General features: G+C 70.2%; 21 protein-coding genes. 16 read left to right on the forward strand and 5 right to left on the reverse strand.

All coding sequences use genetic code 11. The features are described 5' to 3' along the window. Positions 1-366 precede the first annotated feature (366 nt). The 4 genes from CCN37_RS29420 (at position 367) to CCN37_RS29435 (ending at position 6,505) form a co-directional block, all read left to right on the forward strand. The gene (locus tag CCN37_RS29420) at positions 367-942 is read left to right on the forward strand and encodes an HhH-GPD-type base excision DNA repair protein (RefSeq protein ID WP_086827057.1); all 576 of its coding nucleotides are present in this window, start codon (positions 367-369) and stop codon (positions 940-942) included. Between the two features lie 320 nt (positions 943-1,262). Next, complete coding sequence (locus CCN37_RS29425) at positions 1,263-2,612, forward strand: M14 family zinc carboxypeptidase (RefSeq protein ID WP_168200919.1); 1,350 nt, start codon at positions 1,263-1,265, stop codon at positions 2,610-2,612. A gap of 89 nt (positions 2,613-2,701) precedes the next feature. Beyond that, entirely contained in the window at positions 2,702-3,376 is a 675-nt protein-coding gene (locus tag CCN37_RS29430) for a GAP family protein (protein ID WP_168200920.1), read from the forward strand. A gap of 9 nt (positions 3,377-3,385) precedes the next feature. After that, positions 3,386-6,505, forward strand: a complete 3,120-nt coding sequence (locus CCN37_RS29435) for an NACHT domain-containing NTPase (protein ID WP_143261865.1) — start codon at positions 3,386-3,388, stop codon at positions 6,503-6,505. 194 nt (positions 6,506-6,699) lie between these two features. On the opposite strand, the gene CCN37_RS29440 is transcribed toward CCN37_RS29435, so the two are convergent. Together CCN37_RS29440 and CCN37_RS29445 are read right to left on the reverse strand one after the other, a co-directional pair. Beyond that, entirely contained in the window at positions 6,700-7,110 is a 411-nt protein-coding gene (locus CCN37_RS29440; RefSeq protein WP_086827065.1) for a hypothetical protein, read from the reverse strand. Further along, the gene (locus CCN37_RS29445) at positions 7,095-8,312 is read right to left on the reverse strand and encodes a hypothetical protein (protein WP_086827068.1); all 1,218 of its coding nucleotides are present in this window, start codon (positions 8,310-8,312) and stop codon (positions 7,095-7,097) included. The genes CCN37_RS29440 and CCN37_RS29445 overlap by 16 nt, the downstream gene beginning before the upstream one ends. Positions 8,313-8,405: 93 nt before the next feature. Here CCN37_RS29445 and CCN37_RS29450 point away from each other — a divergent pair, with 93 nt between their 5' ends. Next, a complete protein-coding gene (locus tag CCN37_RS29450) occupies positions 8,406-9,035 on the forward strand; it encodes a hypothetical protein (RefSeq protein ID WP_086827070.1) in 630 nt (209 codons plus the stop codon). A gap of 86 nt (positions 9,036-9,121) precedes the next feature. Next, positions 9,122-10,351: an SGNH/GDSL hydrolase family protein gene (locus tag CCN37_RS29455; RefSeq protein ID WP_086827072.1), complete on the forward strand. Its 1,230-nt coding sequence runs from the start codon at positions 9,122-9,124 to the stop codon at positions 10,349-10,351. Between the two features lie 21 nt (positions 10,352-10,372). Here CCN37_RS29455 and CCN37_RS29460 read toward each other — a convergent pair whose 3' ends face one another. After that, positions 10,373-13,327: a BTAD domain-containing putative transcriptional regulator gene (locus tag CCN37_RS29460; RefSeq protein ID WP_086827074.1), complete on the reverse strand. Its 2,955-nt coding sequence runs from the start codon at positions 13,325-13,327 to the stop codon at positions 10,373-10,375. Between the two features lie 56 nt (positions 13,328-13,383). On the opposite strand from CCN37_RS29460, the gene CCN37_RS29465 reads away from it, so the two are divergent. Further along, entirely contained in the window at positions 13,384-14,778 is a 1,395-nt protein-coding gene (locus tag CCN37_RS29465) for an MFS transporter (RefSeq protein ID WP_086827076.1), read from the forward strand. On the opposite strand, the gene CCN37_RS29470 is transcribed toward CCN37_RS29465, so the two are convergent. Further along, the gene (locus tag CCN37_RS29470; protein ID WP_086827078.1) at positions 14,775-15,389 is read right to left on the reverse strand and encodes a TetR/AcrR family transcriptional regulator; all 615 of its coding nucleotides are present in this window, start codon (positions 15,387-15,389) and stop codon (positions 14,775-14,777) included. The genes CCN37_RS29465 and CCN37_RS29470 overlap by 4 nt on opposite strands. A gap of 176 nt (positions 15,390-15,565) precedes the next feature. On the opposite strand from CCN37_RS29470, the gene groL reads away from it, so the two are divergent. After that, a complete protein-coding gene (gene groL, locus CCN37_RS29475) occupies positions 15,566-17,173 on the forward strand; it encodes a chaperonin GroEL (protein ID WP_086827080.1) in 1,608 nt (535 codons plus the stop codon). 4 nt (positions 17,174-17,177) lie between these two features. On the opposite strand, the gene CCN37_RS29480 is transcribed toward groL, so the two are convergent. Then, a complete protein-coding gene (locus CCN37_RS29480; protein ID WP_086827082.1) occupies positions 17,178-17,663 on the reverse strand; it encodes an Lrp/AsnC family transcriptional regulator in 486 nt (161 codons plus the stop codon). Between the two features lie 127 nt (positions 17,664-17,790). Between CCN37_RS29480 and pdhA the strand changes: the two genes are divergently transcribed. The 8 genes from pdhA to CCN37_RS29520 all read left to right on the forward strand — a co-directional run bounded on the left by pdhA (position 17,791) and on the right by CCN37_RS29520 (position 24,179). Beyond that, positions 17,791-18,885 (forward strand): pyruvate dehydrogenase (acetyl-transferring) E1 component subunit alpha, encoded by a 1,095-nt coding sequence (gene pdhA, locus CCN37_RS29485; protein WP_086827084.1) that lies wholly within the window; start codon positions 17,791-17,793, stop codon positions 18,883-18,885. Next, complete coding sequence (locus CCN37_RS29490) at positions 18,882-19,898, forward strand: alpha-ketoacid dehydrogenase subunit beta (RefSeq protein WP_086827086.1); 1,017 nt, start codon at positions 18,882-18,884, stop codon at positions 19,896-19,898. The genes pdhA and CCN37_RS29490 overlap by 4 nt, the downstream gene beginning before the upstream one ends. Further along, entirely contained in the window at positions 19,891-21,129 is a 1,239-nt protein-coding gene (locus tag CCN37_RS29495; protein WP_086827088.1) for a dihydrolipoamide acetyltransferase family protein, read from the forward strand. The genes CCN37_RS29490 and CCN37_RS29495 overlap by 8 nt, the downstream gene beginning before the upstream one ends. Positions 21,130-21,140: 11 nt before the next feature. Beyond that, positions 21,141-21,617 (forward strand): hypothetical protein, encoded by a 477-nt coding sequence (locus CCN37_RS29500; protein ID WP_086827090.1) that lies wholly within the window; start codon positions 21,141-21,143, stop codon positions 21,615-21,617. 74 nt (positions 21,618-21,691) lie between these two features. Continuing rightward, positions 21,692-22,531: a signal peptidase I gene (lepB, locus tag CCN37_RS29505; RefSeq protein ID WP_371505121.1), complete on the forward strand. Its 840-nt coding sequence runs from the start codon at positions 21,692-21,694 to the stop codon at positions 22,529-22,531. A 72-nt stretch (positions 22,532-22,603) separates the two neighbouring features. Next, positions 22,604-23,167: a DUF3558 domain-containing protein gene (locus CCN37_RS29510; protein ID WP_086827094.1), complete on the forward strand. Its 564-nt coding sequence runs from the start codon at positions 22,604-22,606 to the stop codon at positions 23,165-23,167. Next, on the forward strand, positions 23,164-23,685 hold the full coding sequence (locus CCN37_RS29515) for a DUF3558 family protein (RefSeq protein ID WP_086827096.1): 522 nt from the start codon (positions 23,164-23,166) through the stop codon (positions 23,683-23,685). The genes CCN37_RS29510 and CCN37_RS29515 overlap by 4 nt, the downstream gene beginning before the upstream one ends. Further along, positions 23,682-24,179: a DUF3558 family protein gene (locus CCN37_RS29520; protein WP_168200921.1), complete on the forward strand. Its 498-nt coding sequence runs from the start codon at positions 23,682-23,684 to the stop codon at positions 24,177-24,179. Before CCN37_RS29515 ends, CCN37_RS29520 begins: the two co-directional genes overlap by 4 nt. Position 24,180: the final 1 nt, after the last annotated feature.

Below are 24,180 nucleotides of genomic sequence, written 5' to 3' on the forward strand. Positions count from 1 at the left end.
CCCAGGCGTCCGCCACGCCGAAACGCAACCCCCTCCCAACAGAACACGCGGCTGGAACGGGTCGGCTTTACCTGGGGTGCGCGTGCCATACGCTCGCGCGGGGGCCGGTGTTTCATCACCGTGCCGCCCGGCCCTTTTCGGCACGCGCAAGGGGTCCCCAGGTCAAGCCGACCCCACGCAGCAACCCCCGCGCCCCCAAGACCAACCGCACCCGCCGAAGACACCGACACCCGCTGGAAGCCCAGCTGTCCCCGGCCTGGAAGCGCAGCCGTACCCCGCTGGAAAGAGCTGAACAAGCCCTTCCATCACGCCACCACATACCCAACCCGGGAAGCGGCCCCGCAGCCACCATGGGAAGCTCTGCGCATGACTCGCACGCTCTGCCTCGCCCAGGAGCCCCAGGCGGACGCCCTGCTCGCGGCCGACCCGCTCGCCCTCCTCTTCGGCATGCTGCTCGATCAGCAGATCCCGATGGAGAAGGCGTTCAAGGGGCCCAAGGTGATCGCCGATCGCATGGGCGGGCTGGACGTGCACAGGATCGCGGAGTCCTCGGAGGAGGAGTTCGTCGAGCTGGCCTCGACGCCGCCGGCGATCCACCGGTTCCCGGGCTCGATGGCGAAGCGGTTGCAGACGCTGGCACGTTTCCTGATCGAGGAGTACGACGGCGCGGTCGAGAACGTGTGGACGCGGGGCGAGCCGGACGGCAAGGAAGTGCTGAAGCGGCTGAAGGCGCTGCCGGGTTTCGGGGACCAGAAGGCGCGGATCTTCCTCGCGCTGCTGGGCAAGCAGCTCGGGGTGGAGCCGAAGGGCTGGCGCGCGGCGGCAGGGGCCTACGGCGAGAAGGGGTCGCGGCGCAGCGTGGCGGACGTGGTGGACGCGAAGTCGCTCGGTGAGGTGCGCGAGTTCAAGAAGGCGGCGAAGGCGGCGGCGAAGCAGGGCTGAGCCGTCCGGGTGCGGCGGATCAGCCTCTCAGCCCCTTGCGGCTGGTGCCGTTGACGTAGGTGGCGCCCGATTGGCCGCCGAGTGGACCATTCCGGATCTCCGGAACCCCTGGCGCGCGGAGGGTGTGCTCCGGCGGGAGTGTTTCTCCTGACATCACAGGGGATTCCGTTGCGTGCAATCGTTGGGATACGCTCGCCGAGAGAGCGCTCTCGCGGGCCGTGGACCGACTTTCGTCTGTCGGTCGCGAGGTCGAAAGAGTCCACTGTGGACATAGACCGGCGTGCCATAGTGGATCTTTGCGGCGACGGTGGGAGGACGAAGTGTTCGAGCGCATCCTGCGGTTGGTCGACGGGATTCCGGAGATCGACCGCTTCCTCGGCGTGGACGACCTCCTCGCCGGGATCGACGCCGTTGCCCGGCAACACGGCGACTGCGCCTCCGTCCGCCGGATCGGCACCTCGCGGCTCGGCGAAGCGCTGTGGTCGTTGACGATCGAGGGCGGACCGAAGCAGGCCGTCGTCTTCGCCGCGGTCCACCCCAACGAGCCGGTCGGCGGGCAGACATCGCTGCACCTGGCGCGGACGCTCGCGGCGGACGCCTCGCTGCGCGCGGATCTCGGGTACACCTGGCACATCATCCCGTGCATCGACCCCGACGGGACGAGGCTGAACGAGGGCTGGTTCGAGCCACCGCTGACCATGCGCCGCTACGGCAGGAACTTCTACCGGCCAGCCGGGCGCGAACAGGTGGAGTGGTCCTTTCCCTTGGCGTACAAGGGAGTCTTCTTCGATGCGGTCATTCCGGAGACCGTCGCGCTGATGCGCCTGTTCGACGAGACCAAGCCGGACTTCATGTGCTCGCTGCACAACGCCGAGTACGGCGGGGTGTACTACTACGTCGACTCGACCACCCCTGAGCTCTCCCGCGCGCTGTCGGCGATCCCGGAGCACCTCGGCCTGCCGTTGCAGACAGGGGAGAACGAGGAACCCTACATGCGCGAGTTCTCGCCCGGGGTCTACCTCGGGCTGAGCGCGCGGCAGCACATCGACTACCTGGAGTCGATCGGCGTCGACCACAGCGACTTCGACGCCGGTGAGTCGAGCATGTCCTATGTGGAGCGTTACGGAACTCGTTACCTGATCAGCGAAGTGCCGTACTGGACCAACGAGGACTCGCGCGACAAGACACCGCTGGACGTCTCCTACGCCGTGGTCTTGCGCGAGCGGGCGAAAGAGCTGACAGAAGCGGACCGCGTGCTCTCAGGGCTCATGTCATCAGTTCGAAACGATCTCTCGGTCTCCTCGCCGTACCGCCGCGCGCTCGACGCTTTCCTGCCAGGTCTTACCAAGCAGGCGCGGATCGCGACGGCGGCGGCGGACGGTTCGAGCGCCGAACGGCTCGCCGTCGTCGCAGAGCGCTTCCACTCCGAGGAGGTCCTGCAGTCGGTGCGGATGCGCCTCGGCGGGATGCTTCTGTCCACTTTGGAGGGTGAACTGGCGATCGGCAACGGCACCCCGGCCATCCGCGCCGCGCACACCGAGCTGACCGAGGTCTTCGAGCACTGGGCCGACCTCGCCGAGGCCGCGGTGCCCGCCACCGCGATCCCGATCCGCAAGCTGGTCGCGACGCAGTTCGGCGCGATCCTGGCGGCGGTGTCGACCCCGCGCTGAACAGTTCGGAAAACATCTAAGATTTCGGGTTGCCCTCGCGAGGGCGGTTAAGGTCTTCCTGTTGACCGTTCTCCGAGGGAATCGACGAAGTGACAATCGCCCTTCTGCTGTCCTTGGCCGCGCTGGCGTTGGTGGACAGCACCAGCTTCGGCACGCTCGGCATCCCGATCTACCTGCTGCTGGCCCTCAAGGACCGCCCGGTCCTGCGGATGATGGTCTACCTCGGCACGATCGCGGTGTTCTACTTCGGCGTCGGCGTGGGGCTGATGCTCGGCCTGCGCGGGGTGTTCGACCAGTTCGGCGAGCTGCTCGCGGGGCGGACCGGCTACTGGGTCTCGGCGATCGTCGGTGTGGCGATGTTCGTCGCGAGCTTCTGGTTCGACTCGAAGCGCCGCAAGCCCAAGCCGCCGCGCGAGCCGAAGGTCGGGGGCAGCCCGCTGTCGATGGTGGGCCTCGGGATCACGGCCGCGTTGATCGAGGTCGCGACGATGCTGCCCTACCTCGCGGCGGTCGGCATGCTCACCAACGCCGGTGTCGGCCCGATGACCTGGCTGCCCGTGCTCGCGGGCTACGTGGTCGTGATGATCCTGCCCGCGCTGCTGCTGCTCGTGGTGCGCGCGCTGGCGTGGACCTGGCTCAAGCCGAAGCTGGAGCGGCTGCACGCGTGGATTCTGCGCAACAAGACCGAGGCGATCGGGTGGGCGCTGGGCATCGTGGGCTTCCTGCTCGCCCGGGACGGGATCGTGAACCTGTTCTTCAAGTAGCGTGTGCGCGTGCGGGAGAACACCTCGGGGGACGTCTTCGGCAACCTCGTGCAGGCCAGGGACATCCACGGTGACGTCCACCTGCACCAAGGGCCAGCGAGCGTTGCACGGCAACGGCTCCAGCACGCGCTGAGCGCAGCGGTCGTCACCGTCGACGGCTGTCGCGGCGTCGCGGTCGAGCCAGGTGTGGCGCTCGTCTGCGGCCCCGGCGGAGTTGTGTTCGTCGACGTGGAGGCACAGGCGTTTGCCTGCCTGCACCCGGAACTGCTGCCCGGTGACGAGCTGGTCCGGCTCGACGCGGAGCCCGGAGCGCCCGTGCTGAACCTGCGCACCGGCGGGGTGTGCGCGCTGGTCGGGCCAGACGGTCCGCTCCGGGTGCCAGAGGTGCGTGGCGGCCAGCGCGAGTGGCTTGACCTGCTCGAACCAGAGCAGCTGCGCGCGGGCGGCTGGCGGCACGTCGGCCCTCAGCTGCGCGGGTACCTCGACGCCGTGCGCAAGGCCGACCGCGACCACCCGTACCCGAGCGTGCGGCACGCGGCGCCTCCGCTGTCGAAGATCTACCTCACCCGCCAAGCGACCCGGCAGGCCGAGGACGGTGAGGAGGAGGCGCTGGAGCGCGTGGACGCGGACAGCCTCCTCGAACGGCACGCGGGCGTCCAGGTGCTCGGCTACCCGGGAGCCGGGAAGTCCAGCCTGGTCAGGCACATCGCGGCCACGACGGCGCAGCGCTGGCTCGCCGAGGGCGAGGGCGCGTTCGTGCCGGTGCCGATCACCGCCGACGTGCTCACTCAGGACCGCACGCTGCCCGACGCGCTGGCCGACGGCGTGGTGCGCGGGCTGAGCCACGGACTGGACCGAAACGCCCTGCTGGAGCTGTTCCGCGCGGAGCCGCTGCCCGGAGTGCCGTGGCTGGTGCTGGTGGACGGCTTGGACGAAGTGCTCGAACCGGCCGCGCGGCACGCCGTGCTGCGCAAGGTGGCCGACCACCGCGAGAACCCCGCCTACCGCTTCCTGGTCACCAGCCGCCCGTTGGACGGGCGCGGGTTGATCACCAGCGCGCAGTTCCCGACCTACGTCATCGAGCCGTTCACCGACACCGAGCTGCACACCTTCGTCGTGGGGTGGTTGTCGGCCAGGGAGTTCGCCGATCCGGCGCGCGCGGCTGCGGACTTCGTCGCGAGGGTGCGGCGGACGAAGCTGTACGAGCTGGCCCACGTCCCGCTGATCTCCACGATGCTGTGCCTGCTGTTCGCGGAGAAGCCCGACGCCGACCTCCCGGACAACCAGTCGCAGCTGTACCGGGAGTTCGTGTCCTGGCTCGTGGTGAAGCTCCGCGAGGCCGACGCTCGGCGCCAGCTCCGCGAGCGCGTCGCACCGTACGGGCCGAGCGCGGAGGCCGCCGCGGACGCGTTGCTCGAACGCATCCAGGACCTGTTCCAGGACATGGCTTTCGGGCATCAGCAACCGGGCGACGACCGTACTTTGCTGGAGCACGCGCTGGCGTGGCGCGGTGTCGAACCGCCGGTGAACGTGCCGCCGCAGGAGTGGGCGGAGGTCATCGCGGACGCGCTCCGGATCAGCGGTCTGGTGGTGCAGCGGAGGGACTGGCGGTTCCTGCACCAGACGGTCGAGGAGTACTTCGCGGCCTGCCACCTCGCGGCGCGCCACCCCGATCCGCGATCCTGGTCGAGCCGCAAACTCCTTGCCCCGCAACGCCAGTGGCCGTGGCCGCAGCTGGAGGTCATGGTCTTCCTGGTGGCGCGCTGGGTGGAGGCGGGCCAGGACGTCGACCGCAAGCTCCTGCGGCTGCTCGGGTGGCGGCACCGCGAGCACAACATCGGCTTCGTCGCGCAGCTCATCCGCAGCGGCGTCTCGGTGGGCGAGCGGGTGCGCGCTCGTGCGGTGGCACTGCTGACCAAGGAACTATCCAAAATGGACACAGAGCGGAAGCGGTGGCACGACTGCGCGGGATGGCTGCGCGACATCGATTCCAGACTCGCCTCGCGCGAGGTGGAGCTGGTGGTGGGGAGCTCGGCCCCTGAGCACCGCCGCTTCGACGCGATCCGGTGGCTGCTGACCGTCGACCCGGCGCCAGGAGTCCTGTTGGGGCTGCGCTTCCTGGTGAACACGAAGAACGGTGCTACGGCGAGGAAAGGCGTCGCTGACCAGCTCGCCGAGCTCGACCTGAACCTGGCGAGAAGCCTCTTTTCTCGAGTGGCGCAGCGGGAAGAGCGCGACGCGGTACGGTTGAAGGCTGCGGAGCTGCTCAAAGGTGTAGACGAGGAGCTGGCCGCAGAGACCTTCGCGAAGCTGGCGGAGTATCCCGACGCCGAGGTCGCGACCCGCCTTCTCGCCGCGCGGGAGGCGTGGGAAGCACACAGGGACGTCGACCGCACGTTCTCCGTGCTGGCGGAGCTGCTGGCGACGCGTGGGCCCGAGTGGGGGAGCACGGCCGACTTCGCGGTCTCCGTGTCGGCGTTGCGGGCCGAGAAGCTGTTACGAGGGCTGGCCGACACCGATCAGCACGGCCGCAACCTCCAGCTCGAAGCCGCGCTGTTCCTGTCGGAGCGGATGGCCTTCGACGAGAAGCAGCTGGTGCGGCTGGCCAAGGACCGTCAGCTCGACCGCACGTTGCGCATGCGCGCCGCCGAGGAGGTCCAGCCCGCGGTGGCCGCGGAGATCCTGAGGAAGATCGCCGACGAGTGTCGAGCAGGAGATGCCTACCTGTTCACCGTGTTGCAGAAGCTGGAGCAGGTTGACTTCCACGGGGTGACTTCCCGGCTGGTCCAGCTGGCGAGCACGGTCGGGTGGCCGGACGAGGATCGCTTGCGCGCGTTCGAGATGCTGAAGTCGCGCTTGCCCGCGGCGGGTCTGGCCGAACTCGCCGGGAGCCTGGGACGGCAACGGCTCGAAGCCGCGCTCACCGCGAGGTGGCGCGGCAACTGCGATGACGAGCTGGAAAGCCTTGCCACGGAATGGCGCGTCGACGACGAGGTGCGGGTGCGGGCGGCGATCGCGCTGCACCGGAACCGGCCAAGGCGCGGGCGCGAGGTGCTGCGCGCGATCGCCGCCGACGTCACGGTGTCACCGTCGATTCGGCGGCGGGCCGCTGAGCGGCTGGAGAAGTGACGGCGCCGACCCCGCAGACGCTGGCCTCCAACGCGTCGTTGAAGCTGGCGTCGGTGAACGCCGCGCTGTAGTGCTGGTGGAACTCCGCCCGGCTCAGCGTGGGTGCCTGCGCGGCGAGGTCGCGCCACTGCTGGTGGCGGCGCAGCTGGTAGGCGACGCGGGCGTCGCTGAGCGAGCGGCGGGTGACGCCGGGGTCAGAGCGGGCGCAGGTCCGGCAACCCGGGGATCGGGGCGGAGGCCGCGTACAGCTCGAAGTGGTCCCCGTCCTCCTCCATCGCGGCGCGCAGCGAGCTGCCGTCCGGCAGCACGACCGTCCACTGGCCAGGCGGTTCGGTGTCGCCGTACAGCACGAACGCGTCGAAGTGGGCGGCGAAGCGCCGCGCGAACTCGTGGCGGCCGACCCGCTCGGCGAGCCTGCCCTCGATACCGACGCTGAAGCTCATCGCGAAGTGCCCGGAGACCTCGCCGCGCGTCCAGAACGCCGCGCTGGGCAGCTCGTGGTCGGCGATCTCGAAGCACCGCACCAGGAACTCGCGCAGCTCGGGCTCGGTGACAGCGCGCGAGGACAGCCCGTCGTAGCCGGTGGCCTTCACGACGCGGTCCACAGCGCGGCAGCCCGAATGCCCATCAGCAAGGGCACCGATCCGTCATCGCGGACCCGTGGCGGCAGGCTCGGCGCGGCCAGCAACCCGTGTCCGGCGAGGAGTTCCGCCCCGAGAACGGCCAGGTCGAGCTCGACCAGCACCTGGGCGGAGCTGTACAGCCGCTCCGTGCGGGCGGGCTTGCGGCCGCGGATCTGGTCGCTGCTCGCCGAGAGCGTGGTGAGTCCGAAGAACTCCGGCTTCGCGCCGCGTTCCATCCAGCGGCCGAAGCCGAGAACTCGGGTCTCCAGCACCTCGTCGCGTCGGATTCCGGTCTCCTCCAGCAACTCCCGCTCCATCGCGGTGCGGATGACCACCGTCAGGTCGTCGTCCTGCGCGTCACGGGGTTCCAGCGTGCCGCTGCCCGAGGGGGCCAACAGCCGAGGGCTGGCGGAGTTGCGCTCCGACTGAACGACCGCGAGCAGAAAGCCGTCGCTGGTCATCGCGACAGTGCTCGCTCCGACGAGATCGGCCAGCGAACTCGCTGACAGCGCCCGAACGTGGCCAGAGGAGTCGATCAGCTCGCGTCGCCGCAGGTCGTGCTCGACGCCCGTCGCGCTCTCGGTGATGCGGAAGGCGCAGACCTCGTTGGAGCACTGACCGTCGAAGAAGCGCGCTTGGTGCAGCCGGATCACGCCGGGCTCAGATTCGTTGCCGGGCAACGGTTCTCCGTGCATACCCAGAACGGTGCCGTTGAACAGCAACCTACCTCGTGCTTGGAGCGGCAGCACGTGCGGCGCGGTCGCGCGCAGTCGCGCGGGCAGTCGGTAGCGCTCTTCGTCGATCTCGATCCTGAACCGCCTGGTCAGCAACGCCTGGTCCATCGCGGGACTCAGCAGCACGGTGCCGCGGTTGGGGATGTGGAGGTACTGGGCTTCGGGATAGGACAGGGGAGCGGGTAGCTCAGCAGTGGGAAAAGGTGCTGCGATGGCGGAGAAGTCGTAGGCCGACCACCGCGCGTTCAGCAGGCGGATGTCGCGGATCAACGTGATCGTGCCCAGCAGCAGCGCGAGGACTGACAGGGCGAAGCCGATGGCGCTCGGAAGCAGCGTCACCACGCCGAGAACGACGCCCGTCGCCGACAGGAGTACCGGCCACTCCCTGGCCAACAGGAAGGTGAGGTAGTCAGTTCGTGTCCGGGTCCGGCTGAGCAGCTTCGGGGGCACAGTTGATCACCATAGGACACCGTGCGCCCGTGTGGCCGGATTGTGGTCATCCCGCCGCAAGGCCGTTGTGCGCGGAACGGGAGGATGTCGCGCATGGGCGATCTCGAAGAGTGGCTCTCGAAGCCCGATCCGCGCTTATCGACCGTTCGCGACACCGCCTTCGTGGTGATCGCGGTGTGCGAACTGCTGGTCATCACGTGGCCGGCGACACCGACGGCGTTGTCCTGGCTGGGCAGCCAGTCCGCGGTGTGGTGGGGCGCGGTCGGCACCTGGGTGGGCGCGGTCGCGACCACTGCGGCCGTCATCGCGGCGTTGTGGATCGCGGGGCGCGACAGCCGGGTACGGCAGGCCGAGCGCGCGGACCGTGACAAGGCACAGGCGAGGCTCCTCGTGGCCGTGATGGCCAACCGGGGCGAGTTCGTGACAGTGCGGATCGAGAACCACAGTGCGGCGCCGCTGTTCGACGTGGTGTTGACGCACGTGGAGCCCGCGCTGGCGTGGCGGCTCGGCCCGTCGACGGTGCAACGGCCCAGTCAGGACGTCCTCAAGGCGGGCGAGCACTTCCAGCGCAACGTGGAGCTGCTGGGCGCCACCGGAGAACCGCAGCGCGTCCCGGACGCGGAGTACAGCTTCACCTTCGAGTTCGTCGACAGCGCGGGGCTGCGGTGGAGCCGCCGCGACAACGCCGAACCACAGCGCGTGCTGGCTGAAATCCGCAGGTAGGACGTGGTTCGCGGCTCGCTGAGATGATGTTGTCAGACCCCCTGTCTACCGTTGTCCCCATCAGCTCGTTCTGGAGGGGAACATCGATGGTGCGCAGGGCGTTGGGCGTCTTTCTCGCGGTGGTGCTCGGCCTCGGCCTGGTGGCCCCACCGGCCTCGGCGAACCAGGGGTTGTGGACGGCCACGTGGGCCGCCGCGACGCAGCGGCCGACCGCCGGGTTCGGGCCGAACTGGTCGGAGAAGGGCTTCGACGACCAGACCGTCCGGCAGGTCGTGCGGACCAGCGTCGGCGGCGTCTCCGCGCGCGTGCGGCTGTCCAACCTCTTCGGCGCGAAACCCTTGCGCATCAAGGGGGCGACGATCGCGCGCACCTCGGAGGGCGCTGCGGTGCGCCCGGGTTCGGTGCGCCCGTTGACGTTCCGGCTGTCCCGGTCGGTGGAGATCCCGGTCGGCGGTGAGCTGGTGAGCGATCCGGCTCCGCTGCTCGTCGCGCCGCTGGAACGGCTCACCGTGACCCTGTACCTCGCCGAGCCGACCGGTCCGGCCACGGCGCACGTGTTCGGCACGACCACGACCTACCGCGCGAGCGGCGACCACGTCGCGGACCTCGGCGCGTCGGCGTTCACCGAGAAGACCACGTCCTGGTTCTACCTCAGCGGTGTCGAGGTCGCCGGGGCACCGCGGCGGGACGGGGTGGTCACCTTCGGCGACTCCATCACCGACGGCGCGGCGGCGACGATCGACGGCTTCAGCACCTACCCCGACGAGCTGGCCGAACGGCTCGGTGGCAGGCGTCCGGTGCTGAACACGGGCATCGGCGGCAACCGGGTGCTCAACGACTCCACCTGCCTGGGCGAGCGCGCGGGCAAGCGGTTCCAGCGGGACGTGCTCGACCGGCCGGGGGTGCGCTCGGTGATCGTGCTGGAGGGGATCAACGACATCGGGATGAGCGAGTTCCCCGGCGAGGAACCGTGCGTGCTGCCCAACCCGAGGGTGAGCGCCGCCGAGCTGATCGCCGGGCACCACGAGCTGGTGAAGCGCGCGCACGCCAAGGGAATCCGGGTGATCGGCGCGACCATCCTGCCGTTCAAGGGAGCCGGGTACTTCACCGAGCGCGGCGAGGCGGTGCGCGATGAGGTGAACACCTGGATTCGCACGTCCGGCGTGTACGACGCGGTGCTCGACCTTGACCGCGTCATGGCCGATCCGGCCGACCCCGACTCGCTGCGCCCCGCCTACGACAGCGGCGATCGCCTGCACCCCAACGACACCGGCTACCGCGCCATGGCCGCCGCCGTCGACCTCACCACCTTGTAGCCGTGCTGGGTGGTAGCCGCGTCAATCCCGGTGGATGAGGGCGGTGATCCGGTCCACATCGAGTCGTTCGGCCTCGGGCAGGGGAGCTCCCGCGTCGGCGCGCAGGGTGGCCGCGGCTTCGAGGAGCGCGGCGGCGCGCTCGCGGTCACCGTTGATCGCGTGCGCGCCCGCGAGACCTTCGGTGGCGAGGGCGACGGCTCGCGGGTCACCGGTCTTCTTCGCCGCGACGAGGGATTCCTGGTGCAGGCGCAGTGCTTTCGCCGCGTCGCCGCGCGCTTCGGCGATGAACCCGAGTTCGGCGAGCAGCAGGGCGTCCCCCGGCGCGAGGTCGGCGTCCCGCTGCCAGTCGAGCATGCTGTGGACGTGCGCTTCGGCGACGTCGAGCTTGCCCTCGCGCCGCGCGCCCAACGCCAGGCCGAGTTCGGCGTGCACGACTCCGGGCTGGTAGGAGTGCTCGGCGGACAGGCGCATCGCGCGCTCGTGCAGGTCCTGGGCGGAGGGGTAGTCGCGGGCGAGCAACCGCAGCCGGCCGAGGCCGGTCAGGCGCTCGGCCACGTCGGTCCACAGGCCGAGCTCCTCCGCGAGCCGCAGGCCCTCGGTGTGCAGGTGCTCGGCGCGCTCGTAGTCACCGGTGATCTCGGCGAGCGCGGCCAGCGGGGACACCAGCTGCGACCGCCCCCAACGGTCACTGAGCCCGTCGAGCAGCGCGGCGCTCCGCGAGCCCGAACGCTCCACAGTGGACAGATCGCCGCGCAGCAGCGCCTGGTCGGCCTGGACGCTCAGCGCGACGGCCTCGCCCCACGGGTCGTGGACGAAACCGGCGAGCGCGCGGGAGATCAATTCCTCGCTCGCGGTCAGCTCGCCCGCGGTGAACAGGGCGTAGCCGAGGAACCAGTGGGCGCGGGGGAGCCCTTCCGGATCACCGACCTCGGCGTACTCACGCAGCGCGGCGGCGCACGCGACCACTCGCTCACCACCTCGCCCGGCGAGCAGGTCCAAACCGAGCTGCCACACCCTGGCCTGCGCGCGCAGGGCGGGCGAACCACCCAGCGCCAGCGCGGAGTTCAGCGCGTGCGTCGACTCGCTGCGCCGCCCGCGCAGGAACCAGTAGCCGGTGAGCGCGTTGGCCAGCCGCAGCGCGGAATCCGCCGCTCCGTCGCGGACCATCCCGTCCAGCGCGGCCCGCAGATTCGCCGATTCCCGGTCCAGCACGGTGATCCAGTGCCGCTGGCGCCGTCCGTAGAGCTCGTCCTTCGCCTGCTCTGCGAGGTCGAGGTACCAGTTCTGGTGGCGCTGCCGGATCTGCGGCTCCTCGCCCGCCTCGGCGAGCCGTTCGGCGCTGTACCGCGCCACTGACTCCAGCAGGCGGTAGCGCGGCTCCGAGTCGTGCGCGACCACGACGAGGCTGCGCTGCGCCAGCGCCGTGAGCTGGTCGAGCACGTCCACCCCGCTCACAGCCTCAGCAGCGGCCAGCGCGCACCCGTCGACGTGGACGGAGAGCCTGCGCAGGACAACGCGCTCCGGCTCTGACAGCAGGCTCCAGCTCCAGTCGAGCACCGCGCGCAGCGTGCGCTGCCGAGGAGGTGCACCGCGATAGCCGTCCGTGAGCAGCGAGAATCGGTCGTCGAGCCGCGCGACCAGCTCCCGCACGCCGAGCACGGGCACCCGCGCGGCAGCCAGCTCCAACGCCAACGGGATGCAGTCGAGTCGCTGGCACAGCTCGATGATCGCGTGCTCCTCCGGCAGCGCGTGGCCCAGCGCACGGACGCGCTCGGCGAGCAGGCGGACCGCGTCGGGCTCGTCGAGCGGCGGCACCGGGTAGCGCATTTCTCCTTGCAGGCCAAGAGGTTCCTGGGTCGTGGTCAACACGCGGACGCCAGGAGCCTCCCGGAGCAACCGCGAAACGAGGTCGGCCACAGCAGTGACCATGTGCTCACAGTTGTCCAGAACGAGCAGAACTTGCTTGTCCCGCAACGCTGTCAGCACGAGGTCGGCCGGAGCCAGCTCCTGGTACTCGCGCACGCCCAGCGCGGTGAGAACGGCCTCGGCGGCGGAACTCGCAGCCGCCAGCTCGACGAGCCACACACCGCCGGGCGGGCTGAGCCGCCGCGCTGTCCCCAGGGCGAGCCGTGTCTTGCCCACACCGCCGGAACCGGTCAGCGTCACGAGCCTGTGCGCGTCGAGCAGCGCACGCACGTCAGCGATCGCCGAGTCCCGGCCGACGAGCGGCGAGATCTCGGCGGGCAGATTGGTGCGAGCCCGGCTCAACCCGGGGTCGTGGCGCAGGATCTCTTGGTGCAGCTGGGAAATCTCCGGCCCTGGGACGACGCCGAGTTCTTCGCGGAGCACGTGGCTCAGCTCGTGGAAGCTCTCCAGTGCCGCGCTCTGCCGCCCGGCGCGGTACAGGGCGCGCATGTGGACCGCGCGCAACCGCTCCCGCACCGGGTGGGCCGACACCAGCTCGGTCAGCTCGCCGAGATCGTGCTCCTCCTGCGCTTCCAGGCGGTCTTCGATCGCGGTGAGCCGCTGGTCGGACAGCCGGGTGATCGCGGGCTGGGCGAACGCGGCGTCGGCGAAGTCCGCGTAGGCCGGGCCACGCCAGAGTGCGAGTGCCTGGTCCAGCAGTTCGACCTTCGTCCGCGGATCGGCCGCCGCGCGAGCTTGTGCGGTCAGAGCGGTGAACTCGTTCGCGTCGACGTCATCCGCGTGCAGCCGGTATCCGGCGGGGGTGGACTCGACGAGTGAGCGATCACCGAGGGCGGACCGAAGTTGCGAGATCCGCACCTGAAGCGTCGCAACGGGGTCGCGCGGTGGCTTGGCGCCCCACAGGTCCTCGATCAGCTTGTCCGCCGAGACCGGTTCTCCACGGTGCACGAGCAGGTCGGCGAGCAGCGCGCGGACCGAGGTGCGCGTGACGGTCACCGGCTCGCCGCGCGCGGTGTGCACGGTGAGCGCCCCGAGCACGCTGAATCGCATGCCGCTGAGAATAGTGCGGTAAGTCCTTGGTAGGTGGTTCAGCCGAGGCTCAGCTCATGGAGAAGACGATGGCCCGGGCGGGTGTCCGGGAGTGGATCGGCCTGGCCGTGCTGGCGGTGCCGACCCTGTTGCTCGCGATGGACGCGACCGTGCTCTACCTCGCTGTGCCGCACCTCAGCGCTGACCTGCGGCCTTCTGATGCCGAGCTGCTGTGGATCGTGGACAGCTACGGCTTCCTGGTGGCCGGGTTCCTGGTCACCATGGGCACGCTGGGGGACCGGATCGGCAGGCGCAAGCTGCTGATCATCGGCGCGAGCGCGTTCGCGGCGGCCTCCGTGCTCGCGGCCTTCGCGCCGAGCCCGCTGTTCCTGATCATCGCGCGCGGGCTGCTCGGCGTCGCGGGCGCCACGCTCGGCCCGTCGACCCTGGCGCTGATCAGCACCATGTTCCCGCCGAACCAGCGCGCGCTGGCCATCAGCCTGTGGGCGACGTGCTTCTCGGCGGGGATCGCGCTCGGCCCGATCGTCGGCGGGGTGCTGCTGGAGTGGTTCTGGTGGGGTTCGGTGTTCCTGCTGGCCGTGCCGTTCATGGCCGTGCTCGTGCTGACCGCGCCCTTCCTGCTGCCCGAGTACCGCGATCCCTCGGCCGGGAAACTGGATCTGACCAGCGTGTTCCTGTCGCTGGCCGCCGTGCTGCCGGTGATCTACGGCATCAAGCAGCACGGAGGCGTCGTCGGCGGTGTCTCGATCGCGGTCGGCCTGATCGCTGGCTGGCTGTTCGTGTCGCGGCAGCGTCGGCTCGCCGATCCGTTGCTGGACCTGCGGATGTTCGGCAGCCGGTCGTTCAGCGTCGCGTTGATGGCGCTGGTGTTCACCATGACAGCGATCGGTGGCGTCTACCTGTTCGTCACGCAGTACTTCCAGCTCGTGCACCACTTCACGCCGCTGGTCGCCGGGCTGTGGCTGATGCCCTCCGCGGTCGTGCTCGTGCTCAGCTCGCTGGTGACGCCTCGGTTGGCGGCCAGGTTCGCGCCCGCCCACGTCGTCGGCGTCGCACTGGCCCTGGCCGCGCTCGGCTTCGCCGCGCTCGCGTTCGCCGGTGGGCTGCTCGGCGTGGTGGCCGGGTTCAGCTTGGTGTACTTGGGAGTCGGCCCGCTCATGGCCCTCGGCACGGACCTGGTGATCGGCGCGGCCCCGCAGGAGAAGGCCGGTTCCGCCGCCGCGATGTCGGAGACCGCGATGGAGTTCGGCATCGCGCTCGGCGTCGGGGTGCTCGGCGTCGTCGGGGCGTCGGTCGCCACTGATGGCGAGCCGCTGCTGGAGGCGACCGCCGCGAACTTCACCGCCGGGCTCAACGTGGTGTCGGCGATCGCCGCGGTGATGACCGGAGTGCTGGCGATCCTCGTGCTGCGCCTGCTGCGTCAGCGCGGTGGTTCGCAGGACGCGGCCTAACCGGCTGCGGCGAGGGCGGGGGCGATGACGGCAAGGGCCTCGCGCATGCGGTCTACCAGAGAGCCTTGGGGGACAACGAGAAGCGGGTTGCCGGGGGCGGGGCTGACCCAGCTCTCCAGTGCCACGCGCGCGGCGGCTGAGACGGCTGAGGCCAGGACCGTGGCGGCGAAGGCCGAGCCTGTGCGGGCCTCGATGGCGGCGGCCAGTGGCTGCTCGATCTCGGTGAGGGTCTGCACGAAAGCCTTGCGCAGCGCGGGGTTCGACGTGATCAGGGTGAGCGCGTCACCGCTGGGCTCCTCTGCGGAGGTGTACGGGTCGAGCACGGCGGCGACGACGGCTTCGGCCAACGGTTCGTCGGCGGGGCGGGCGCGCAGCGCGGCACCGACGCGGAGCGCGCGTTCGGCGGCGAGCGCGGCGACGATGGCCTGCTCCCGGCTGGAGAAGTAGTTGTTGTAGGTCCTCGGCGAGACACCGGCGGCCTCGGCGATGTCGTCCACGCGCACGTTCTCCGGGCCGCGCTCCATGGCCAGGCGCAGCGCGGCGGCGCTGAGGGCTTCGCGGGTCGCGAGCTTCTTGCGTTCGCGCAGGCCACCGGTCTCGTCAGGGCTCATGCGGCCAGCCTAACCGACCGCGTTGCGTGCGCGCATTTTTGCGTGCACGCAACTTTGTGTACGCTGCCGTTGGCACTCGGGACGCACGAGTGCCAGTCCGAGTGGTCGGCGCCGTGGTGCAACACCGTCGCGGGTGTCGGCGCCGACCACCCCTGAGCAGCGAAGAGGACAGACGCATGGCGAAGATGATCGCGTTTGACGAGGAAGCCCGTCGCGGCCTTGAGCGGGGCATGAACACCCTCGCCGACGCCGTCAAGGTGACGCTCGGGCCCAAGGGCCGCAATGTCGTGTTGGAGAAGAAGTGGGGCGCTCCCACGATCACCAACGACGGCGTCTCCATCGCCAAGGAGATCGAGCTGGAGGACCCGTGGGAGAAGATCGGGGCCGAGCTCGTCAAGGAAGTTGCCAAGAAGACCGATGACGTCGCTGGTGATGGCACCACGACCGCGACCGTGCTCGCCCAGGCGCTGGTGCGCGAGGGTCTGCGCAACGTCGCCGCCGGCGCCAACCCGATCGCGCTGAAGCGTGGTATCGAGAAGGCGACCGAGGCTGTTGCCGAGCAGCTGTTGAAGAACGCCAAGGAGGTCGAGACCAAGGAGCAGATCGCTGCCACGGCCTCGATTTCGGCTGCTGACTCCACGATCGGTGAGTTGATCGCCGAGGCGATGGACAAGGTCGGCAAGGAAGGTGTCATCACCGTCGAGGAGAGCAACACCCTCGGGCTCGAGCTGGAGCTCACCGAGGGCATGCGCTTCGACAAGGGCTACTTGGCCCCGCACTTCGTCACCGACACCGATCGGCTGGAGGCGGTGCTGGAGGAGCCGCACCTGCTCTTCGTCGCGGGCCGGATCTCGACCGTGAACGACCTGCTTCCCTTGCTGGAGAAGGTGATGCAGACCGGGCGGCCCCTGGTGGTCGTCGCCGAGGACGTGGAGAACGAGCCGTTGGCGACGCTGATCCTCAACAAGCTCAAGGGCACTTTCAAGTCCGTCGCGGTGAAGTCGCCCGGTTTCGGCGACCGCCGCGAGGCGATGTTGCAGGACATGGCGATCCTGACCGGTGGCCAGGTGATCTCCGAGAAGCTGGGGCTGCGCCTGGAGAACACCGACGTCTCGCTGCTGGGTTCGGCTCGCAAGGTCGTCATCACCAAGGACGAGACCACGATCGTGGAGGGCTCCGGCGACGCCGAGGCGATCCAGGGCCGGGTCAACCAGATTCGCGCGGAGATCGAGAAGTCGGACTCCGACTACGACCGCGAGAAGCTGCAGGAGCGCCTGGCCAAGCTCGCCGGTGGTGTCGCGGTCATCAAGGCCGGCGCGGCCACCGAGGTGGAGCTCAAGGAGCGCAAGCACCGCATCGAGGACGCGGTGCGCAACGCCAAGGCCGCCGTCGAGGAGGGCATCGTCGCCGGTGGCGGCGTGGCGCTGGTGCAGGCGGGCGCCGCGCTGGACGGGCTCGACCTGCACGGCGACGAGGCGACCGGCGCGGCGATCGTGCGCGTGGCGCTGGAGGCCCCGCTGAAGCAGATCGCGGTGAACACCGGACTGGAGCCGGGCGTGGTCGCCGAGAAGGTGCGCGGCTTGGCCCCCGGCCACGGGTTGGACGCCGCGACCGAGACCTACGTGGACCTCGTCGCGGCCGGGATCATCGACCCCGCCAAGGTCACGCGCTCCGCGCTGCGCAACGCCGCCTCGATCGCCGCGCTCTTCCTCACCACGGAGGCCGTCGTCGCCGACAAGCCCGAGCGCTCCGCCCCGGCCGAGGCGAACACCCCCGACTTCTGAGGCGTCAGCTTGCCGGGAGCGGTTGTTGCGGGAGTTCGTCGAGGATGAGCACGGTGTGGCTGGACACCACGTCGGGCATGGTCTGGAAGCGGTTGAGCACGAGGTCGCGCAGGCTCGACGCGTCGCGCGCGCGGACGAGCAGCACGAGGTCGTGCTCGCCGGAGACGAGCGCGCCGTGCCACACCTCGGGGATCTCCAGGATGCGCTGGCGCACGGACTTCCAGGAGTGCTGGCTGACCTTCAGGTGCACGTAAGCCGCGACGCCGAAGCCGTAGCGCTCGGGGTCCACGGTCGCGCTGTAGCCGGTGATCACCCCGTCCCGCTGCAACCGCTCCACCCGGGCGTAGGCGCTGCCCCGGGAGATGTGCAGCTTCTCCGCCAGCGCGCGCATGGACATCCGGGCGTCGGCGCGCAGCTCGGCCACGATCCGCCGGTCGGTGTCGTCGAGCGGGGCGACCGGTGTGCGCTTTGCGGACACTTCACTGGACATATGGCCGACTCTAACCGTTTGCACGAGCCATCTGCCCAGAAAACCGGCTCCCATCTGGAAGAACGGCACCTGCAAATTTCACCATGAGCAGGACGACGCCGTCAGCCAGGTCACCACGGGAGGTCCCATGTCCGTCACCGGCCTTTCCGCTCGGGAGCGCTCGCTGCTGCCCACCGATCTTCCGCTGGCCCTGCTCGACAAGAACGGCATACCCGTCGACGACCCGGCGCTGGAGATGCCCGCCGACGAGGTGCTGCTGGAGCTGCACCGGCGCATCGTGATCGGCCGCCGCTTCGACACCCAGGCCACCGCGCTGACCCGGCAGGGGCGCCTCGCGGTCTACCCGTCCTCGCGCGGGCAGGAGGCGTGCGAGGTCGGCTCGGTGCTGGCGCTGCGCGAGCAGGACTGGCTCTTCCCCACCTACCGCGACTCGGTCGCGCTGGTGACCAGGGGAGTCGACCCGGTGCAGACGCTCACGCTGCTCCAGGGCGGCTGGCACCTCGGCTACGACCCGTACGAGCACAAGGTCGGCCCGCAGTGCACCCCGTTGGCCACCAACACCCTGCACGCCGTGGGCCTGGCGCACGCGGCGCGGCTCAAGGGTGAGGACACCGTCGCGCTGGTGCTGCTCGGCGACGGCGCGACGAGCGAGGGCGACACGCACGAGGCCCTGAACTTCGCGGCCGTGTGGAAGGCGCCGGTGGTGTTCCTGGTGCAGAACAACGGCTACGCGATCAGCGTGCCGATGAGCAAGCAGAGTGCCGCGCCGTCCCTGGCGCACAAGGGAATCGGCTACGGCGTGCCGTCGTACCTGATCGACGGCAACGACCCGGCCGCCGTCTACGCGACCGTGCGCGAGGCGATCGCCGCCGCCGCTGCCGGTGGTGGGCCCGCGCTGATCGAGGCCAGGACCTATCGCATCGAGGCGCACACCAACGCCGACGACGCCGGGCGCTACCGCGACTCCGAGGAGGTGGCGGCCTGGTTGGACCGTGACCCGCTGGACCGGATCGAGCGCTACCTGAGCACGCGCGGCCTGCTCGACGACGAGCGCCGCGCGGAGATCCAGGCCGAGGCCGAGGACTTCGCCGCGTCCGTGCGCGAGGGCATGAACGCCGAGCCCGAGCTGGACCCGGCCGACCTGTTCGCCCACGTCTACGCCCAGCCGACGAAGGCGCTGCGCGAGCAGGCCGCCATGCTCGCCGAGGAGCTCGCGTCATGACAACCGCCGTGCGCAACCAGGAACTGTCCATGTCAGCGGCGCTGAACCGGGCGCTCGCGGACGCGCTCGAAGCCGACGAGCGCGTGCTCGTCTTCGGCGAGGACGTCGGCCCGCTCGGCGGGGTCTTCCGCGTCACCGACGGGCTGAGCGCGCGCTTCGGCGAGCAGCGCGTCTTCGACACCCCGCTCGCGGAGTCCGGCATCGTCGGCACCGCGATCGGCATGGCGATGAACGGCATGCGCCCCGTCGTGGAGATGCAGTTCGACGCCTTCGCCTACCCCGCGTTCGAGCAGATCACCAGCCACCTGGCGAAGCTGCGCAACCGCACGCGCGGCCGCGTCGAGCTGCCCGTGGTCATCCGGGTTCCCTACGGCGGCGGCATCGGCGGCGTGGAGCACCACTGCGACTCCTCCGAGGCGTACTACACGCACACGCCCGGCCTGCGCGTTGTCACGCCAGGAACTCCGGGGGACGCCTACCAGCTGCTGCGCGACGCGATCGACTCGCCGGACCCGGTGATCTTCCTGGAGCCCAAGCGCCGCTACTGGTCCAAGGGCCCCGTCGCGTTCGACCGCTCCGGCCCCGCGATGGACCGCGCGGTCGTGCGGCGGCCGGGCAAGGACGTCACGCTGATCGCCTACGGCCCGATGGTCGCCACCGCGCTGGAGACCGCGGCGGCCGCGACCGAGGAGGGCTGGGACGTCGAAGTCGTCGACCTGCGAAGCCTTTCGCCGTTCGACGACGAGACGGTCACCGAGTCGGTGCGCCGCACCGGACGGGCCGTCGTGGTGCACGAGGCTTCCGGGTTCTCCGGTTACGGCGCGGAGGTCGTCGCGCGCGTCACCGAGCGGTGCTTCCACCACCTGCACGCGCCGATCCTGCGCGTCACCGGCTTCGACATCCCGTACCCGCCGCCGAAGCTGGAGGAGCACCACCTGCCCGGCGTCGACCGCATCCTCGACGCCATCGGCCGGTTGCAGTGGGACGACGAGGTGGTGGGCTTCCATGGCTGACTTCCTGCTGCCGGACCTCGGCGAGGGCCTGACCGAGGCGGAGATCATCAGCTGGCTGGTCGAGATCGGCGACACCGTCGCGATCGACCAGCCCGTCGTCGAGGTCGAGACGGCCAAGGCCGTGGTGGAGGTGCCCTCGCCGTACTCCGGCGTCGTCACCGCGCGCCACGGCGTCGCGGGCGAGACGCTCTCCGTCGGCTCCGTGCTGCTCAGCGTCGGCTCTTCGGAGGATGCGGAAAAGGGCTTCGCTGAGCCGGGAATCGTCGTTCCGGCGCCGTCTGGGCCGGTCGACGAGGGCAGCGGCAATGTGCTGATCGGCTACGGCACGTCCTCGGCGCCGCGCCGCAGACGGGGGCGCGGGCGCGTCAAGCAGGAAGCCACAGCCGGTGCGCCCAAGATCGAGGTCGCGAGCGCGAAGCCAGCGGTGATCTCGCCGTTGGTGCGTCGCCTCGCCAAGGACAACGGCATCGACCTGACGGTGGTGCGCGGCAGCGGGCCGGGCGGAGTGGTGCGGCGCTGCGATGTCGAACAGGCGATGACCAAGCCGGTCGCGGCCACGACGGGCGAGCGCAGGATTCCCCTGAAGGGACTGCGAAAGACCGTCGCGGACAAGCTCAGCGCCTCGCGCAGGGAGATCCCCGAGGCGACCGTGTGGGTCGACGTCGACGCGACCGAGTTGATGGCCGCGCGCGCCGCGCTCGACGGGGTCAGCCTCCTGGCGCTGTTCGCGCGCTTCGCCGTGCTGGGGCTGCGCAAGTTCCCCGAGCTGAACTCGCGCGTCGAGGGCGACGAGATCGTGGTGCTGGACGACGTGCACATGGGCTTCGCCGCGCAGACCGAGCGCGGGCTCGTCGTTCCCGTTGTGCGAGACGCGAACAAGCTGACCACGGCGGGTCTTTCGGCGGCGCTCGCCGACCGCACCTCGGCCGCGCGCGAAGGCAAGCTGGGGCCGGCCGAGCTCACCGGCGGCACGTTCACCGTGAACAACTACGGCGTGTTCGGCGTGGACGGCTCGGCGGCGATCATCAACCACCCCGAGGCCGCGATCCTCGGCCTGGGCCGGATCATCGACCGGCCGTGGGTGGTGGACGGGCAACTTGCGGTTCGCAAGATCACCGAACTGACGCTCGCGTTCGACCACCGGGTCTGCGACGGCGCCACAGCAGGTGGATTCCTGAGATTCGTGGCCGACTGCGTGGAGTCCCCCATCCGGGCACTGGCGGACCTATAGGGTCAGGCGGCATGGACGATCTCGTCTGCCTGAGTCCGCCGGAGCGGGTGCGGCGGTGGGCGCGGTTGCTGGACCAGGTCGACACCCGGCTCCGGGACCGCGCGGACGGGCGCGTGGACTGGGTGCGGCTCAAGCTCACCCTGATCCGCAAGGGCCGCGCCATGGAGGTCTACTCGGCGTCGGAGGCGGCGGTGCGCACCGCGGCGTTCGTCGCCGAGCTGCACCGCGAGGGCATCGCCGACGAGGTCGCCGAGGTCCTGCCATCCGCCGAGGAGCTGGTGCGCGCCTGCCTCGCGGAGATCCCGATCCCGCCGGAGCGCGTGCTGACCAGGGGCGTGCTCGACGACCTCGACGTGGACGCGATCCGCACCAGCAGGCAGGCGAAGATCCTGGTCGAGGCCGCCGAGCAGCACCGGGCCCGGCTGCGCGACGGTCGACTGGCCGCCGAACTGCGGAGCTGGAGCTCGCTCAAGCCCCGGCTGGTTTGACAGTCCACTGTGGACATCGTGGGCTTCGGGAGTTGCTGAAAACCTGTCAGCTCCGATCTGCGTACCCTGGCGCGGTGACCGATGTGCAGCCCTCGCCGCCCGCCGAGGACGAGAAGCCCGAGACGACCGAGCGGCCCAAGAAGAAGACCTCCTTCTGGCGCGAGCTGCCGATCCTGATCGTCACCGCACTGGTGCTGGCGTTCCTGATCCAGACCTTCATCGCCCGGGTCTACGTGATCCCGTCGCAGTCGATGGAGACCACGCTGCACGGCTGCCCCGGCTGCACCAACGACCGGGTGCTGGTGGACAAGGTGATCCACCGCTTCACCGACATCGAGCCCGGCGAGGTCGTGGTCTTCCGCGGCCCCGAGTCCTGGACCAGCAACCACCTCGCCGACCCCGACGACGGCTGGGGCTGGCTGCGCGAGGTCGGCTCGCTGTTCGGGATGCCCGCCGCCAACGAGCGCGACTTCGTCAAGCGGGTGATCGCCGTCGCCGGGCAGAAGGTCGAGTGCTGCACCCCGGACAACCGGGTGATCGTGGACGGAAAGCCGTTGAACGAGCCCTACGTGCACTACCAGGAGGGCTTCGACGACAAGCAGATCGCTTTCGGTCCCGTCGTCGTCCCGCCCGGCCACCTCTGGATGATGGGCGACAACCGCCCCAACTCGCGCGACTCCCGCGCGGCGGGCCAGGGTCCGGTTCCGGTGGACAACGTGATCGGCAAGGTCCGCGCGATCGTGCTCCCGCCCAGCCGTTGGCAGGCCATCGACCACCCGAACCCGCAGGCAGTCGCGCTGAGCGCGCCCGCGTGGCAGTCCGCGATCCCGCTCGGTCTCGGCCTCGCGGGCGCGTGGCCCGCGCTGTGGGTGACGCGCCGCACCAGTCGCGCGCTGCGCTCTCGCATGGTCTGAGCAGATCTGTCGTTTCCCCCCGACTGAACTGATTCCCGGAGTAGGGTCCCGGAATCTGATGTTGGGGGATTGATGCAATTCAAGGATCTGCTGGGGCGATTCGTCCCGGTGTTCGCCATTGGCGCCGTGCTGGTGTCCGGGTGCACCACGACGACGAGCGGGGAACCCTCGCCCGGCGAAGCGCCGCCGACGACCGACGCCGCGCCGAGCTCGACCAGGAACAGGGGAGGCGGCGGCGCGTCGGCCGCCATCGACCCGTGCACGCTCGTGCTGATCGGTGATCTGAGCAGCTACGGCACGTTCAAGGGGCCCACGAAGGACGTCGTCGGTGACTCCCGGGGGTGCAACTACGTCCAGACCGGCGGCGACTCCGAGCCGAAGTTCGGGCTCAGCGTCGCCATCCGGGACCGGGACGGGATCAGCCTGGTCAGCGACAGGGGTTTCGGCAAGACCGACGGCGACCTCAACGGCCGCAAGACCGCCAAGGTGCCGACGAGCGCCAGGAACTGCATGTTCGTGCTCGCGATCGGCGAGGGCTCCCGGGTGGACGTGGTGATCAGCAGCCAGGAGTCCGCGCGGTCGTGCCAGGTCGCCGAACAGCTCGGTGACGTGGTCGAGCCTAGGTTGCCGAAGTGAGGGCCGTCGCGGTGCTCGCCGCCGCTGCCGCGCTGCTGACAGGGTGCACCACGACGTTGAGCGGGTCGCCGTCGCCCGGTGAGGTGTCGCCGTCGACCACGACCAGCAGTGCTGGCGCGTCGACCGCGCTGGACCCGTGCTCGCTGCTGCTGATGAGCGATCTGACCAGCTACGGCACGTTCAAGGGGCCCGCGCGCGACGACATCGGTGGCTCCCGCGCGTGCACCTTCAACCAGACCAAGGTGCACGCGTCGGACCCGAGCTTCGCGGTCAGCGTCGGCATCCGGGACAGCCAGAGCGTCGAGTCGGTCAACGACAAGGGGCGCGGCAAGATCTCCGGGAACGTCAACGGCCGCAAGGCGTTCAAGGTGCCCCAGTCCTCCCAAGACTGCATGTTCGCGCTCGCGCTCGGGCACAGCGCCCGGGTCGACGTCGTGATCGCCGGCCAGGAGGTCGAGAGGTCGTGCGGCCTCGCCGAGAAGTTCGCCGAGGTGGTCGAGCCGAGGCTGCCGAAGTGAGAACCGCCGCCGCAGTCGTGCTGGGAGTCGCGCTGCTCTCCGGCTGCACGTCGACGGTGAGCGGTGGTCCCGCGCCCGCCGAAGGGCCGATGCCGGTCGCACTGCTCGATCCGTGCGCGTTGATCCAACCCGGCGACCTGACCGGGCACGGCGCGTTCAAGGCGCCGCGGCGCCACGAGGTGGACGACGCCCGCGTCTGCGCCTACAACAGGGACGGGGCCTCCGATTTCGAGCAGCGCTTCTCGGTGAGCGTGGGTGTCCGGGACGACCGGACCCTCGACACGGTCCGGTCGACGAGCCGCGGCAAGACCTTCGGGAACGTCAACGGCCGCAAGGCGGTCACGGTCCCGACCTCGTCCTTCGACTGCTTTTTCCATCTCGCGATCGGCGAGAGGTCCCGGGTCGACATCCTCGTCCTCGGCACCGACGTGAACTCGTGCGCGCTCGCCGAGAAGGTCGGCGCGGTGGTCGAACCGCGGCTGCCGAAGCGGTAGC

It is taken from the genome of Allokutzneria sp. NRRL B-24872 (assembly GCF_002155965.1).
Lineage (GTDB): Bacteria > Actinomycetota > Actinomycetes > Mycobacteriales > Pseudonocardiaceae > Allokutzneria.

What these genes read in the sequence shown, in the direction of transcription:
- CCN37_RS29420 (WP_086827057.1), top strand. Translation starts at nt 367, where the DNA reads ATGACTCGCACGCTCTGCCTCGCCCAGGAGCCCCAGGCGGACGCCCTG.
- CCN37_RS29450 (WP_086827070.1), top strand. Translation starts at nt 8,406, where the DNA reads ATGGGCGATCTCGAAGAGTGGCTCTCGAAGCCCGATCCGCGCTTATCG.
- CCN37_RS29455 (WP_086827072.1), top strand. Translation starts at nt 9,122, where the DNA reads ATGGTGCGCAGGGCGTTGGGCGTCTTTCTCGCGGTGGTGCTCGGCCTC.
- CCN37_RS29460 (WP_086827074.1), bottom strand. Translation starts at nt 13,327, where the DNA reads ATGCGATTCAGCGTGCTCGGGGCGCTCACCGTGCACACCGCGCGCGGC.
- CCN37_RS29465 (WP_086827076.1), top strand. Translation starts at nt 13,384, where the DNA reads ATGGAGAAGACGATGGCCCGGGCGGGTGTCCGGGAGTGGATCGGCCTG.
- CCN37_RS29470 (WP_086827078.1), bottom strand. Translation starts at nt 15,389, where the DNA reads ATGAGCCCTGACGAGACCGGTGGCCTGCGCGAACGCAAGAAGCTCGCG.
- groL (WP_086827080.1), top strand. Translation starts at nt 15,566, where the DNA reads ATGGCGAAGATGATCGCGTTTGACGAGGAAGCCCGTCGCGGCCTTGAG.
- CCN37_RS29480 (WP_086827082.1), bottom strand. Translation starts at nt 17,663, where the DNA reads ATGTCCAGTGAAGTGTCCGCAAAGCGCACACCGGTCGCCCCGCTCGAC.
- pdhA (WP_086827084.1), top strand. Translation starts at nt 17,791, where the DNA reads ATGTCCGTCACCGGCCTTTCCGCTCGGGAGCGCTCGCTGCTGCCCACC.
- CCN37_RS29490 (WP_086827086.1), top strand. Translation starts at nt 18,882, where the DNA reads ATGACAACCGCCGTGCGCAACCAGGAACTGTCCATGTCAGCGGCGCTG.
- CCN37_RS29495 (WP_086827088.1), top strand. Translation starts at nt 19,891, where the DNA reads ATGGCTGACTTCCTGCTGCCGGACCTCGGCGAGGGCCTGACCGAGGCG.
- CCN37_RS29500 (WP_086827090.1), top strand. Translation starts at nt 21,141, where the DNA reads ATGGACGATCTCGTCTGCCTGAGTCCGCCGGAGCGGGTGCGGCGGTGG.
- CCN37_RS29510 (WP_086827094.1), top strand. Translation starts at nt 22,604, where the DNA reads ATGCAATTCAAGGATCTGCTGGGGCGATTCGTCCCGGTGTTCGCCATT.